Source organism: Nonomuraea sp. NPDC004702, assembly GCF_053601695.1.
Window position 1 is genome coordinate 1 of the sequence record NZ_JBSGCE010000087.1, and the last position, 13,210, is coordinate 13,210.

9 protein-coding genes and 4 pseudogenes are annotated in these 13,210 nt (G+C 64.6%); 6 read left to right on the plus strand and 7 right to left on the minus strand.

The features are described from left to right. Nucleotides 1–143: 143 nt before the first annotated feature. Together ACWEJ6_RS48340 and ACWEJ6_RS48345 are read left to right on the plus strand one after the other, a co-directional pair. Nucleotides 144–938, plus strand: a pseudogene (locus tag ACWEJ6_RS48340) (IS701 family transposase); the annotation flags it as partial. A 73-nt stretch (nucleotides 939–1,011) separates the two neighbouring features. Beyond that, entirely contained in the window at nucleotides 1,012–1,836 is an 825-nt protein-coding gene (locus ACWEJ6_RS48345; protein ID WP_452432140.1) for an IS5 family transposase, read from the plus strand. A gap of 45 nt (nucleotides 1,837–1,881) precedes the next feature. Here the strand turns inward: ACWEJ6_RS48345 and ACWEJ6_RS48350 are convergent. The 3 genes and pseudogenes from ACWEJ6_RS48350 to ACWEJ6_RS48360 all read right to left on the minus strand — a co-directional run. Beyond that, a pseudogene (locus tag ACWEJ6_RS48350) lies at nucleotides 1,882–1,950 on the minus strand (transposase); the annotation flags it as partial. A gap of 520 nt (nucleotides 1,951–2,470) precedes the next feature. Next, the gene (locus tag ACWEJ6_RS48355) at nucleotides 2,471–3,526 is read right to left on the minus strand and encodes an alanine racemase (RefSeq protein ID WP_452432142.1); all 1,056 of its coding nucleotides are present in this window, start codon (nucleotides 3,524–3,526) and stop codon (nucleotides 2,471–2,473) included. Nucleotides 3,527–3,635: 109 nt separating this feature from the next. Then, on the minus strand, nucleotides 3,636–4,190 hold the full coding sequence (locus tag ACWEJ6_RS48360) for a UTRA domain-containing protein (protein ID WP_452432144.1): 555 nt from the start codon (nucleotides 4,188–4,190) through the stop codon (nucleotides 3,636–3,638). Nucleotides 4,191–4,540: 350 nt separating this feature from the next. On the opposite strand from ACWEJ6_RS48360, the gene ACWEJ6_RS48365 reads away from it, so the two are divergent. After that, the gene (locus ACWEJ6_RS48365; protein ID WP_452432146.1) at nucleotides 4,541–4,825 is read left to right on the plus strand and encodes a hypothetical protein; all 285 of its coding nucleotides are present in this window, start codon (nucleotides 4,541–4,543) and stop codon (nucleotides 4,823–4,825) included. A 160-nt stretch (nucleotides 4,826–4,985) separates the two neighbouring features. Here ACWEJ6_RS48365 and ACWEJ6_RS48370 read toward each other — a convergent pair. Further along, nucleotides 4,986–6,272, minus strand: a pseudogene (locus tag ACWEJ6_RS48370) (IS256 family transposase). Between the two features lie 448 nt (nucleotides 6,273–6,720). On the opposite strand from ACWEJ6_RS48370, the pseudogene ACWEJ6_RS48375 reads away from it, so the two are divergent. From ACWEJ6_RS48375 to ACWEJ6_RS48385, 3 genes and pseudogenes are all read left to right on the plus strand, one after another. Next, a pseudogene (locus ACWEJ6_RS48375) lies at nucleotides 6,721–7,649 on the plus strand (IS3 family transposase); the annotation flags it as partial. A gap of 225 nt (nucleotides 7,650–7,874) precedes the next feature. Further along, complete coding sequence (locus tag ACWEJ6_RS48380) at nucleotides 7,875–8,192, plus strand: hypothetical protein (RefSeq protein WP_452432148.1); 318 nt, start codon at nucleotides 7,875–7,877, stop codon at nucleotides 8,190–8,192. 1,045 nt (nucleotides 8,193–9,237) lie between these two features. Then, nucleotides 9,238–10,239: a hypothetical protein gene (locus tag ACWEJ6_RS48385; RefSeq protein ID WP_452432150.1), complete on the plus strand. Its 1,002-nt coding sequence runs from the start codon at nucleotides 9,238–9,240 to the stop codon at nucleotides 10,237–10,239. Between the two features lie 358 nt (nucleotides 10,240–10,597). Here ACWEJ6_RS48385 and ACWEJ6_RS48390 read toward each other — a convergent pair whose 3' ends face one another. The 3 genes from ACWEJ6_RS48390 to ACWEJ6_RS48400 all read right to left on the minus strand — a co-directional run bounded on the left by ACWEJ6_RS48390 (nucleotide 10,598) and on the right by ACWEJ6_RS48400 (nucleotide 12,207). After that, nucleotides 10,598–10,858, minus strand: coding sequence for an NUDIX hydrolase (locus ACWEJ6_RS48390; RefSeq protein ID WP_452432152.1), 261 nt, complete (start codon nucleotides 10,856–10,858; stop codon nucleotides 10,598–10,600). Between the two features lie 169 nt (nucleotides 10,859–11,027). Continuing rightward, entirely contained in the window at nucleotides 11,028–11,798 is a 771-nt protein-coding gene (locus ACWEJ6_RS48395) for an alpha/beta hydrolase family protein (protein ID WP_452432154.1), read from the minus strand. Nucleotides 11,799–11,859: 61 nt separating this feature from the next. After that, nucleotides 11,860–12,207 (minus strand): hypothetical protein, encoded by a 348-nt coding sequence (locus tag ACWEJ6_RS48400; RefSeq protein WP_452432156.1) that lies wholly within the window; start codon nucleotides 12,205–12,207, stop codon nucleotides 11,860–11,862. Between the last annotated feature and the right edge of the window lie 1,003 nt (nucleotides 12,208–13,210).

Here is a 13,210-nt window from a genome sequence, read left to right on the forward strand (position 1 = left end):
GGTCCCGCCATCGGCGACAGCGTCAGACCCGCGCCCGAGCCAGTCACTACTGGAGACGCTGGCTCCAACATCACGAAATCAGGCTGTAGTACTAGTACTGCAGTCATGCTTCGTGATCTATAGTCGAGCGTGTGTCGGATGTGGTGACGTCTGAGGATCTCCAGTTGTGGACGGCTGGACTGGATGAGCTGTTCGCGAGAGTCGCCAGGCGCTTCGGCCGGGTGGAGCCGCGTCTGCAGGCGCGGACGTACCTGGTCGGGCTGCTGGCGCCGGTGGAGCGTAAGAACGGCTGGCAATTGGCCGAGGCCGCGGGCGATGCCCAGCCTCATCGGATGCGGCGGCTGTTGAACAACGTGCGATGGGACCCTCGCGAAGTTCGTGCTGACCTGCGTGATTACGTGGTCGAGCAGTTAGGGGATCCGGGTGGGGTGTTGATCGTGGACGAGACCGGCTTCCTGAAGAAGGGTGACAAGTCGGCCGGGGTGCAACGGCGGTATTCAGGCACGGCGGGCCGGGTGGAGAACTGTCAACTCGGGGTGTTCCTGGCGTACGCGACGCCGCGTGGGCGCGCGTTGATCGATGCCGAGTTGTACCTGCCGAAGTCCTGGACCGGTGATCAGGCCAGGTGCGCGCAGGCCGGCATCCCGGACAGTGTGGCGTTCGCTACCAAGCCGGCGCTGGCCACAGCGATGCTGGACCGGGCGCTGGCGGGTGCGGTGCCCGCTTCATGGGTGAGCGCGGACGAGGCATACGGTCAAGATCACAAGTTCCGCCCGCACTTGGAGAAACGCAAGATCGGGTACGTGGTCGCCGTGCCCAAGAGCTAGTCGGTCGGCACCGGCATCGGCTACGGCAACACCGGCTCGCGGGCTGATGCGGTCACCGCCGATGCCCCCGAGCAGGCATGGAAACGCCTATCGGCGGATGATGGGACTAAGTGGTGTTTGAGAAGATCGCTCATGTTCGGCGTGGCGGTGTGACGACGAGAGCCAGTGCCGTCAGAGTGGCTCAATGCCCCCTGATCGCTACCCCTCGGACCTGACCGACGCACAGTGGGAGCTGATCGAGCCCTTACCGCCAGACCCGAACGCCGGCGGGCGTCCGGAGAAGCACCCGCGCGGGGAGATCGTCAACGCCATCCTGTACGTGGTGCGCTCGGGCTGTCCCTGGCGATATCCGCCCACCGACCTGCCGCCCTGGCAGACCGTGTACTGGCACTTCCAGCAGTGGCAAGCCGCCGGCGTCACCGAGACGCCGCTGGCCGAGCTGCGTGTCAAAGCCCGCCGCCAGGCCGACCGCGCCGATGAGCCGTCGGCGGGCATCATCGACTCCCAGAGCGTCAAGGGCGCCGACACCGTCGGCCGCGACAGCCGCGGCTACGACGCGGGCAAGAAGGTCAACGGTCGCAAGCGGTTCGTCATCACCGACACCACCGGTCAGCTCGTCACGGTCGCCGTCATGGCCGCGAGCTGGCAAGACCGCGACGGCGCCAAAACCGCCTTGCTGTCGGCCTACCTCACCACCCCGATCCGGCACGTCTTCGCCGACCAGGGCTTCACGGGACGGCTGGTGGACTGGGCTCGCGACACGCTGCGCACCACGCTTGAGATCGTGCGCAAGCCCGCTGACCAGCGCGGCTTCAGCGTCATCTCCCGCCGTTGGGTGGTCGAGAGAACCCTGGCCTGGCTGACCACCTGCCGACGATTGGCTCGTGACTACGAACGCGACCCTGCCATCTCCGAGGCGATCATCCGCTGGGCCGCCATCGCCAGCATGGCCCGCCGTCTCACCCGGAGTGGCCCCGCCCGGCGACAGGCCAAAATCGTCTGCGACTAAGCAAGATCGTCAATCTCAAACACGCACTAAGTGCGGCTGGAGTATTAAGGTGGGTTCGATTAAGGCCCAGCGGGCATCGGATATGTCGCTGGGATACGGCTTCCGCTCACTCATGACGGGACTTGTACCCGATGCATGTGATCGATAGTGACTCTTGACCGGTCGTGAGCTCCTATCACATTTATAGATCAGACGGAATTTGGGCGTCATTTAATAATCAAACAGACACCCTCGTCGGCGGTGAGGAATGGGTAAATCTATACCTCTAGAACGAGGGGCCCAAAAGCCTGCGACCACAAAGCGTGCACATGCGAACGCGTCATGCCTAAACTCCCACTAAGAATTAGACTTTCCACAATTGTCTCCTTTTGCTCCAAGGAGCCTTTTCATCCTATTGCCGCAGGTCAGGAGCAGTGGCTGGCGAAGATGGACCCTGTGGCCTGCGACAAAGCTCAGACCTCCGGCAGCTGAGCTGGACGGGGAGATGCGCCATCACCCCTGCTCTGGAGAGCTGGGCAAGGAGGATGAAAAAGGCTCAAGGTAACCCATCCAAGGCACTGTCGTATCGCCAGGGACAGCCGGCACACCTCCGCCCCGAGGGTGGCGTCCCGCTCCTCTCGAATGTTCTCGCAGGTCAACCGTCGTTCAGTAGTGTCGAGGGCACCTCATTCCCAGACCCGACGTAGTGGAACGTCGGCTTCGAATGCATGAGGAAGTCGTGGTGCGAGATGTTCCACGCGTAGGCGCCGGCCATGAGAAACTCGACTACGTCTCCCGCTGCCAAACTCACAGGCACGTGTCGCGCCAACGTATCTTTCGGCGTACAGAGCTGGCCAACGATCGTCGTTGGATCTCCCGGCTTCTCGATGACCATCGGCTGGCTGTGTCCCTTAGTGGCGGGAGTTCTGATGTGGTGCGTCCCGCCCGCAACCACGGCGAACAGCTCTCCGTGAACGCGCTTGACATCGATGACTTGCGTGACATATCGCCCGCAGTAGACCGATATCGAACGGCCTGGCTCGATGCGCAGCGTCTCGCCACGACGCCGGAGAGCGGCCAGTCCCGCACCGTACGTGCGCCAGTCGAATCGTGACTCAGGGTCGGCATAGGAGACGCCCATACCGCCACCAACGTTGATCTCTGTGACACCAAAGCCGCGAGCGTAGTCGAGGATCGAGCTGGCCAACTCAAGCATGGCCGGCGCGTCCAACCCGCTTGCCAGGTGGGCATGGATGCCTCGAAGCCGAATTGAATCTTGACCCTTGAGCATTTCAACGGCCTCGGCTACGCCATCGGGGTCCATGCCGAACGGTGCACTGCCTCCCATCGCGAGAGACGCTCCATCGATGGGGATGTCGAGGTTGACCCTCAGGAGAACATCAGCCGACCGACCTGCCGCCAGCAGTCGCCGGATCTCGCTCGGACTCTCGACGTGGAGCCGATAGACGTCGGCGAAGAGTTCGGCGTCGGTCTTCCCTGGACCGCCAAGGGCGATACGCGATTCAGGGAAACGCCCTCGGACGTGAACAAACTCCCCACCGGACGCCACCTCGAAGCCATCAACGTACGGCGCGATGACCTGCATGAGCTTCGGGTCAGGGTTGGCCTTGATCGCATAATAGACCTCGATATCCCCCATGGCCGCCCGGACCTCGGCCATATGGGCTTCGAGGTCGGCAAGGTCGTACACGTAGGCAGGCAAACGACCAGCGTCGGCAAGTTCCTGGACCCATGCGCGGATTGGCAGAACAGCAGCTGTCATCTCCCATCGTCTCCTGTCATCGAGTCTGGGGCCCGTACTAGGTCAGCGGGAAGGTGTGCTCGATCACAAGGTAGGGCGCGGGAGTAACCGTAGTCGTCACTTCAACGGATTGCCCGTTCTCGGTCTTGGCGACATGGAAGATGTCGATGACCATGAGCTCCGGGCTGATCTCCAGTGCGACCGCCTCCTCCTCAGTAGGAGGGCGAACGATGATTCTCTCGGTCGCTTCGACCGGAGCATGGCCGAGCTCGGCCAGCGCTGATTTGACGCCGCCTCGAATGTTCGGTCCCTCAGCCGCCAGCTCCGATCCGTCAGCGATCGAGAGCGGGAACCATGAGGCGTTCAGTCGCACCGGGATGTCGGATGCCAGCAGCCGCCGACGGCGCACCAGGGCGTTTTCCTCCCCACGTGGAAGGCCCAGAGCATCAGCTACAGCGTCTGGCGGAACGGCGTGCTCCACAGTGATCTGGTGCTGGGGGTCGAGTCCTAGTTTGCGTACCTCAGCGTCGAAGGCGCCACAGCCGGCGCCGCTCTCGCGTGCCGCGCGGGAGTAGCGCGCAGCCGAGTGACGCATCGTCGGGATGTTGGTCACATCGTCCCCTTCCTTGGCAAGGGCGGATCATGCCCTCTGCCGCGAGTACCTGCATGGCCGGGTTTGGGGCTTCGTAATGCGCCGTCCTCGGCGGGAGCCGGCTCAGGCGGAGGCCCCGAAAGCTCCAGGTAGACGCCTTCGGCGATCTCCTGCCAGCTGCGCTGCGATCTAGCGAAAGCACAACTTGCATGGGATGGTCACCCTTCCTCCTTGGGCGCCTGGCCGTCTAACCCGGAACGTTAAAAATCTGGCGTATATCGAAAGCGGGCTTAGGAAGCTCATCGAGTCAGGACAATCGCCAAACGTTTGGTTTTCTCTTCTCAGCATGCCTGCCAGATCAGACTTAGTCGATGACCACGGCTCGTGGTCACCCGCCGCTACACAAGCTGAACAGTGAAATCGTGCTCCATGCCTGCTACACCACTGAACTGGGCCATCCGGACAGGCGCAACCAGCAAGTCGAGGGCGGCACTCCGATGGCGCGAGGGCAACGGCTCAAACGTGCTGGTCAACCCACCTACGATAAGACCTTCACCGACGCCCTCAGCGCTCACGAGAAGATCGTGTCCGGCGTGGATGTGGCACCGGCTCAGGTCAGCGTGTCTCGCGATTCCGAGTTGCACCGCTCGCACTAGCCATGGGTAGCCAGCTCAAGCCTGCTTGCGACGCCAGCGGCCCGCAAGCCGCTGCTGGCTGTAAGGACACCGATGCCTAACCGCCCGTCGTCCCGCTGGATGTGAACGAACGCGGGCGCGCCGTCACGAGCAATAGTCAAGACCTGTGGATCATGAGTTCCTAGGCGGCTGTGGGGACGGGTGATTCTGTCGGGCGTTCGACGAGCTTGCCGTCGATGAAGGCGGCGCCGGCGCGGACCAGGGCGACCAGGTGGGCGCCGTTGACCGCGCGCCAACGCCGTTGGGCGGACTCGATCAGCTTGAAGGCCATGGCCAAGCCGGCTGCGCGAGAGCTGGGCCCCTTGGTGACCTTGGTGCGGTGCCGGACGGTGGCGAACGTCGACTCGATCGGGTTGGTGGTGCCAGATGCCGCCAGTGCTCGCCCGGATAGTCGTAGAAGGCCAGCAGCTCCTCAACATCGTCAGTGACCTTGGCGACGGCTTTGGGGAACTTGGTGCCGTAGGCGGTCTCGAAGGCGGCGACCGCGGCCAGCGCGTGGTCCTCGCTCTCGGCGTTCCAGATCTCCGCGAGGGCCTTCTTCGCGCCAGGATGGGCCGACTTCGGCAGCGTCCCGAGCACATTGGCAATTTTGTGAAACCAGCAGCGCTGTGCTCTGGCCTGGGGAAACACCTCGGACAGCGCCGACCAGAAGCCGAGCGCGCCGTCGCCGACCGCGAGCACCGGCGCCCGCATGCCGCGCCGGGCGCAATCGCGCAGCAGATCGGCCCACGACTCCGTTGATTCGCGGTATCCGTCGGTCAGGGTGACGAGTTCTTTGCGCCGTCGGCACGCACCCCGATCAGCACCAGCAGGCAGAGTTTGTGCTCCTCCAGCCGGATGTTGATGTGGATGCCATCAGCCCACAGGTAGACGTAGTCGACACTGGACAGGTCACGCTCGGCGAAGGCGCGCCGCTCGGCCTTTCACTGCTCGGTGAGCTTGGTGATGACCGGCGCCGACAGGCCGTTGCCGGTGCCGAGGAACTGGCCCAGCGCCGGGACGAAGTCGCCGGTGGACAGGCCGTGCGGGTAGGGCGGCGGCAGGACCTCGGTGATGGCCGGGCTCTTGCGGCACCACGGCGGCAAGATCGCCGAGGAGAAGCGCCGGCGTTCTCCCGTCGCCTCGTCGATGCGCTTGTCGTTGACCCGTGGGGCGCGGACCTCGATCGCGCCCGCGCTGGTCAGCACGGTGCGGGGCTGGTGGTGGCCGTTGCGCGCGACCAGGGGTGCCCGTGTTCGTCGCATTCGTCGGCGAAGGCGGCGATGTAGGCGTCGACCTCGGCTTTGAGCGCTTCGGCGAGCATCCGGCGGGCGCCTTCGCGCACCAACTCGTCGATGAGCGCGGGCGTCGGGGCGGGCGTGGTGGCGGTGTGGTCGCCGCCGGTGGGATCAGGGACTACGGTGAGCACGGGTGTGCCTTTCCGGCCGACGTTGGCGCGTCGGTCATGCTTGGTGGAGTCACATGATCACCGGGAAGGCACACCCCTTCCCCGGTGATCCACAGATCTCAAGCATTGCTCCGCCGTCACCCTGCTAATGCTGGGGGTGTCTGTCCTGGTTGTCGCTCAGCCCCGGTGGTGATTGGTGCGTGGCAGAGGCTCTGCCTGGGTCAACATGGCCGACTTCGTAGCCTGCCGTGACGGCGAATGGCCGGCCTAGCCCGTCCAGACCTGCTGATTGTTCACCGGCTTGGGCCCCGAAACCACTCGGTGACGGTGGTCAGCCACACCGGATCGGTCTCCTCGACGCCGAAGTTACGTTGCGCCAGGTCCGTCTCTGTAGCCTGATGGGCCTTCCCCCTTGAACGTGGACACCTCGGAGACTGGATCTTGAGGTCCAGGGGAAGAGATGTCCCTGATGGTGATGAAGAACTACCCGCCCGAGTTCAAGGCCGACGCGGTGGCGCTGGTGCTGTCGAGGCCGGACCGGACGATCACGTCGATCGCGCGGGACCTGGGAGTCAGCCGCGAGACGCTGCGGGTGTGGGCACGCGCCGCGCAGGCTCGGGGTGAAGGCGGGCAACGAACGGCCGGCGGTGCCGCTGCCCGTCAGGACCCGTCGGTCGGGCACATAACCTCGGACGACGTGCTGGAAGAGGAGAACAAGCAGCTCAAGGCACGGATCCGGGAGCTGGAGCAAGAGCGGGACATCCTGCGCAAGGCGGCCAAACTTTTCGCGAACGAGACGAACTGGTGAACCGCTTCCAGTTTGTTGAGGATCACAAGGCGCTCTACGGGGTGAAGCGGTTGTGCCGGGTGCTGCAGGTGTCACGCTCGGGGTTCTACCGGTGGTTGAAGGGCGCCGCGGCGCGGCTGGCCCGCCGCCAGGCCGATGAGCAACTGGCCGGGCGGGTGCGGCGGATCCATGTCGAGCATGACGGCACCTACGGCTCGCCCCGGATGACGGCTGAACTGCGCGCGGCCGGGGTCGTGGTCAACCACAAGCGGGTGGAACGGGTGATGCGCGAGCACGGCATCACCGGGCTACGGCTACGGAAGAAGGTCCGCACCACCATCCCGGAACCGGTCGCGGCACCGGTGCCGGACCTGCTCCAGCGCGACTTCACCGCCGAGCGGCCCAACACCCGCTACGTCGGCGACATCACCTATCTGCCCGTCAGCGGTGGCCGGTTCCTCTACCTGGCCACGGTCGTGGATCTGTGTTCGCGTCGGCTGGCAGGCTGGTCGATAGCTGATCACATGCGCACCGAGCTCGTCGTCGACGCGCTGCAGGCCGCGGCGCACACCCGCGGCGGCGGCCTGGACGGCGCGGTGTTTCACACCGACATTCAAACTTGGTGGTGTCCCCAAGATGCTCGCCTTGTTCGGCCGGCGAGGTGAGGATCGGGATGACCGGCGCCTGCTCGTCACCATTGCTGACCGATTGGAGCCTGGTGCTTCTTGCCTGTTGATCGTGGGGCGAGTGGGGCCAACGCCGGGAGATCGCGTGTCCTGTTAGGAACCCGGCGACCGCCCGGGCCCGGCCGCACCCGGCCAGGCGGATCCCTGTTGGTGAATGTCTGGTACCGCGTCTTCCTTCAGCGTCGGCATCGCTGGTCTGTCGAAGTGTCCGACGAGGAGAACGGAGCCAGAATCTTGCGACTGCGACTCGGAATCGACATCGCGTGCCGGGCGGCTCATCAAGCCAGCCTGGCCGACGAACGCGGGGAGTTCGCCTGGTCAGGCCGCCGGTTCCGCACCACGGCCGAAGATCTGGAACGGCTATGGGCGATGCTGCCGGCCGGGACCGACCCGTCGACAGTGACGGTGATCATGGAGCCCACCCGCAACGCCGGGTGCGGTGAAGGGGCGCACCGCCCGCCTCGATGAGCCGCGGGGGCGCTGCTCGCCATCGTCCCCGCAAGCTCGGCGAACAGCTGGCCGGCGCGAAGTAGGCCCGGCTCGTCGAAGCCCACTTCCGGTAAGGACGTACGCCGATCTGGCCGGCCTCGCTCGGAGCGTAAGGCGGCCCGCAGCACCTCGCTGCTGGCGACCGCGCCCGCAGTGCCGGGATCGACGCCACCCGCAACCAGTTGAAAGTGCTGATCGCGTGGGCCAGGCCCAAGCTTTCCACCCCCAAGTCGCGGGTATGGAAACCGCCGCCCAGCTTCTGGTCACCCGCGGCGGCGACCCCGATGCAGCCGGGCTCCGAAGGATTGTTCGCGACCCCGCGCGGGATGTGGGCCGGCCCCGCGCCCAGCGGCGGACACGACACCATCGGCCCAACCGTGGCGGCGACCGGCAGGCCAACCGCGCCCTGTCCGCCATCGGGCTATCTCGCATGTCCCGCGATCCGTCCACCCGCGCCCACGTTGAGCGCGGAACCACCGACAGGTTGTCCAGGAACAGATCATCCGCTGCCTGAAGCCATACATCGCCCGCCAGCTCTACAAGATCCTCGCTCCCCTTCAGGCGCCAGGAGCCGGATCGTCCGTCCTCACTCGACAAGCCATGGAAGCATCTGGGTCCCCCCGCACGGCGGCCTCTTCCGCGCGACCGTGGTGAAGGGGACACTTGACAGGGAAGGCCTGGCTGCGGAGGCGAGCTGTGAGAGATATCGCGATCCTGCTCGAATACCTAGTGCGGTGTTTGGGAGGGAGGGCAGCGGCGTTCCTCCGGCGCATCGCTGAGCGGCGCTCGGGCTTTGGCCGTGGTGGACTGACGTCCCGTCGGCAAAAGCGGGGCCGGTGGACGGAAGGGCGCGAACCGGGCCAGTACATCCAGTCACCTCTCGCCCCTCTCCCCAACATGTCTAGCCACGATGTCATCAGGCTCGCCCACTCATCCGGCTCGAACGCGCGAAGCTCGACACGCTCTTGTCCACACCGCACCAAGGACATCCCCGCACGACGCCATAGAAGGGGCCGGTAGATCTGTGCAACGACGACGCTTCCTCACTCTCTTCGCCGCTGGCGGCATGTCCGCTCTCACGATGCCTACGCCCAGTGCCGATGCCACAGCAATTGGGCGTATTGGGGCAAGCCGCGTCGCGCTGCATGAGCGGCGCCTCGACGCGTTGCGTCACCTCGACGACGGCATCGGATCCGGTCGGGTCTACGCTAGCGCTGTCAGTGAGTATGAAATGATCATCGGCACTCTACGCTCGGCGTCCTACACCGAGTCCGTTGAGTGCCGGCTCACCGCGCTCGCCGCTGACGCGCAACGCGCCGCAGGCTGGACTGCCTATGACAGCGGACACCCGGAGTTGGCAGAAGAGCACTTCGCCACCGCCGCTAGGCTGGCGCATAAAGCCGGAAATCCGGAGGTCATGGCAAATATTTGCGCTTTCTGGGCGATCAAGTGCTACTCGACAAACCAACCAGGAGCCGCCGCTGCCCTCGTGGAAACCGCACACTCCTACGGGCACGCCACGGGGTCAGCTCGGATGACCGCCATGCTGCACGCTCGTGCCTGCCGCGCTTACGCTCACGCGAACGACCCTCGTGCCTCAGACCGCGCGGCCAATGCCGCCTTGAGCGCCTATGAGAAGGCAGAGCCGCTTGATCAGGATCTGGGCTCGCTGTACTGGGTCAACCAGGGCGAGATCCACCAGTTGATGGGAAGCTCTGCGCTGAATCTCGGTCGCCCCGCTCTCGCCCTGCGCCACTTCGAACAGGCGACTGCCTCAAATCGTGGCGAGACGTACGATGGGGACGCGTTTCCTCGTGGGGCCGTGATCTACGAGGCACGGGCTGCCGAGGCTCATTTGGCTCTGAACGACCTCGACGAAGCGGTTCGTATGGCGGGTAAGGCAGTCGATCACATGGGCGGGGTTAGCTCTGCGCGTGGGAGCAGTGTGCTCGCCGACCTGCGCACCAAGTTCCGCGAATACGGGCGGGAGCCTGCCATCAAACAGTTCTTGGAAATGTCCCGATAGCCACCACATTCCGCATAGCGACGTCGACCACGATGTGCCGCTTCCGCCCTTCACCTCTTGTCCGGGTCAATCCCGCACCCTTGAGAACCGTAATACTCGCATTTGAGACGCGCCCGTGCTGAGAACGAAAGAAGTGCTGTCAGAAGCCCTCCATAGTAACCATGGGCGCTGGCGAGGTAGTTGATCAGTGCGACCCAAAGCGGTCGAGACAAATGCCTAGAGCACTTGATCGACCGAATACCACAGAATGTAGCCGTGTTCGTGTGGTTCTGCGTTGACTGGCCTACCCTTCTAAGTATCGCTAACGAATACAACGGTGACGAAGCCGCGTTGGCGCTACGACGCCAGGACCAGTGGATCAGACCGGCCACGCTGAGGGCGGTAAAATGGACGACCAGCCGGGTTTCCTATTTGAGTTCGCGGACGTGGTCTGAGCGATAGCTTCGCCTCTGGCCGCCTTGCCGGTGGGCGAACCCCAATGCCCGGGCGCGTACCTCGCCTGGACCTCCCTCCGGAGGAGAAGCACCCCTTCGTGCTCCTCGTCGCCGACGATGACGGCGGCAACGCGGAGGGTGTGTGCCGCCAAGGCGGCGGTCAGGGGGCTGCCGGGCGTGGGCATGGATGCGATTCTCTGATACGACGGCTTGCTGGGCTGCGCCGTTCCAGCAGGGCCGGCTCAGGGAAGTTTCAGCGTTCGCAGGCGGCCGGGGCGGATCGCTGTTCATCGGGATGCTGTCCGTACGGCGCCATGTCGATGAGCCTCGCCCATTGCTTGCCCCCTGTTCCCATCAAAGATGCTGATCGAGCCATTGGACTACTTCGTTACTTACGAGGTCTCTCTCCCGACTTCGGCGGAGACAGTGGTCGCCGCCCTCTACAGTGATCAGCCTCTTCGGCTCCGAAAGCAATTCGTAGGCGCGTTCGCTCTGTCTCACCGGCACCTCTCCATCCGCGGTACCGTGGATCAGCAAGGTAGGCGCTTTAAGGTGTCTGACGCCGTCTTCGACGTTCTCGATAGCGAACACCTCCTCGAGGAAGCCCAAGCCGAGCTGCTCTCCGTCTTCTACCGTGAACCCATCGCGTCGCGCTATGTCCATCTTCTCTGGAGTAACGAAGGGGGCGAATGTCACATCGAGGAAATAGATGGCAGGCCACAGCAGGCAGACCGCATTCGGGTTGGCTACCGTACTCCGCAGCACGATGGTAGCGCCGTAGCTTTCACCGATCACTCCAACTCGATCAAACCCCAGAGAGCGGGCCAGCGTCCAGACAGCCTCGTACTCGAAGACCTGCCGGCTGATTGTCATGTCGCGATAGTGACCGCTGCTCTCGCCCACCCCGCGGAAGTCGAATCGCAGAGAAGCGATCCCCTTGCGACCGATGGCTCGCGCGAGATTACTATAAAGCCCTTCAGGGCCGTCCTTTTGACCACCTGGCCCGCCGTGCAGCATAAGAACGAGATTCCTGGCATGCGCGTGCTGGGGAGATGCGTAAACCATCGCAATAGAGTCGCCATCGAAGTCAAGATGGAGTCGCTGCTCGCAGATGTCGCCAGTCATAAGCCTTTTCCCTTATATGCATGAAGATGGCGTGGCGCCTAATGCCTTGGAGCTGGCGCCGTCAAGCAGAGGGCGAATGCTGTAATCTACAGTAGAGTCGCCCCCGACGGAGTTGGTCGCCAAGTCGCGAGCCGTGGTCGATCAAGGTTGCCTGGCCGCGGAACTCGGTGGCGTTGTCCACGTGGATCCCGCGCGGCTTGCCGCTCATCGGACAGGCATCCGCTTCCACGCCGAGCCGCTCCAGCCACCACCGGTTGTCACACACTGTGTACGCCAGGCACAGCCCGGCCGACAGCGCCGAGGGCGCCTTCAGCGTCACCGCCAGACCGGCCGCGAAGCGGCTGGCCACGTCGAAAGCCGCAGTAAGACACGGCTGGCCGATCGGCAACCGATGTCGCTCATCCACCACCTCTGGATCGGTGGATCTGCACCTGCTGAGCGGCCCTCGACGCACGACCGATGGCTGCCCCAAGACGGCGCCCTTCCCGCACGGCGGTGGCCATGGTCGGGTCCACCCCGCGATTCCCCTGCGCCAGCCGGTTACGAATCGGTACCGGCAGCCCGCCGGCTTTGCCCTGGCGTACCACCTCTCTGAAGGCCGCCGCCCCCGGCCGCCGGTGCGAGTACCGCGACTCGATAACCTCGCGCTGCGCCGCCTCCACCGCGACCGGCACCGCCCTCGCCTCCGGCCGCCGCTGAAGCGCCGAGGCAGCAGGTCCGAGATGACACTCTCATCCGCGCGCCATCGCCCCGGCAGCAGGTACACCAGACGCCGCGAGATCCTCAGCTCGGCCGCAGCCACCAACTCCATCCGCGGTTGGCCGGCCAGGTGGTCGATTACGTCCGTCTGGCGTACCGCCATGTCTCCACGTCTCATCCGGGGGCAGTCCGCCCCGCTCCACGATCTGCGCCTGCCCACCATCCGTGCAGGGACTTCACCATCGCGCGAGTGCGGAACAAGCGCATCGTAGCGCAGAGGACGACTGACAATCCGGTGCTTCACAGACCCTCGAAAGCCCAGGACATCCACGCATGCGATTTCCGAAAGGGACACCGGCGGACTCCCTGAGCGACGATTCTGTGGCTGGCTGACACCGTCACGATCACCGTTCAGGGGCACGCCCCCGCCCCACGACACGCAAACGCGCGAACAGACGTGGGACTAAGCCTGGCCACTTGCGGCTCCTTTGGCACGGCTATGGACGGGCAACCGGCAGGTGAGCCGAGCCGGTAGGCGCGATATCAGTCCTGCTCGGGAGAGCTGGCTTAGGAGGTTGGGAAGGACTCATAGATTTACGTGTGAGGCCTGGCGTTTAGATGGATGGCTCAGCGAGAATCGCGAATTGGTTGGTTACCGTGGCAACCGACTCGGGCGGGGCTATCGTCGGCTGACTCGTCGAGTAGCCATACGA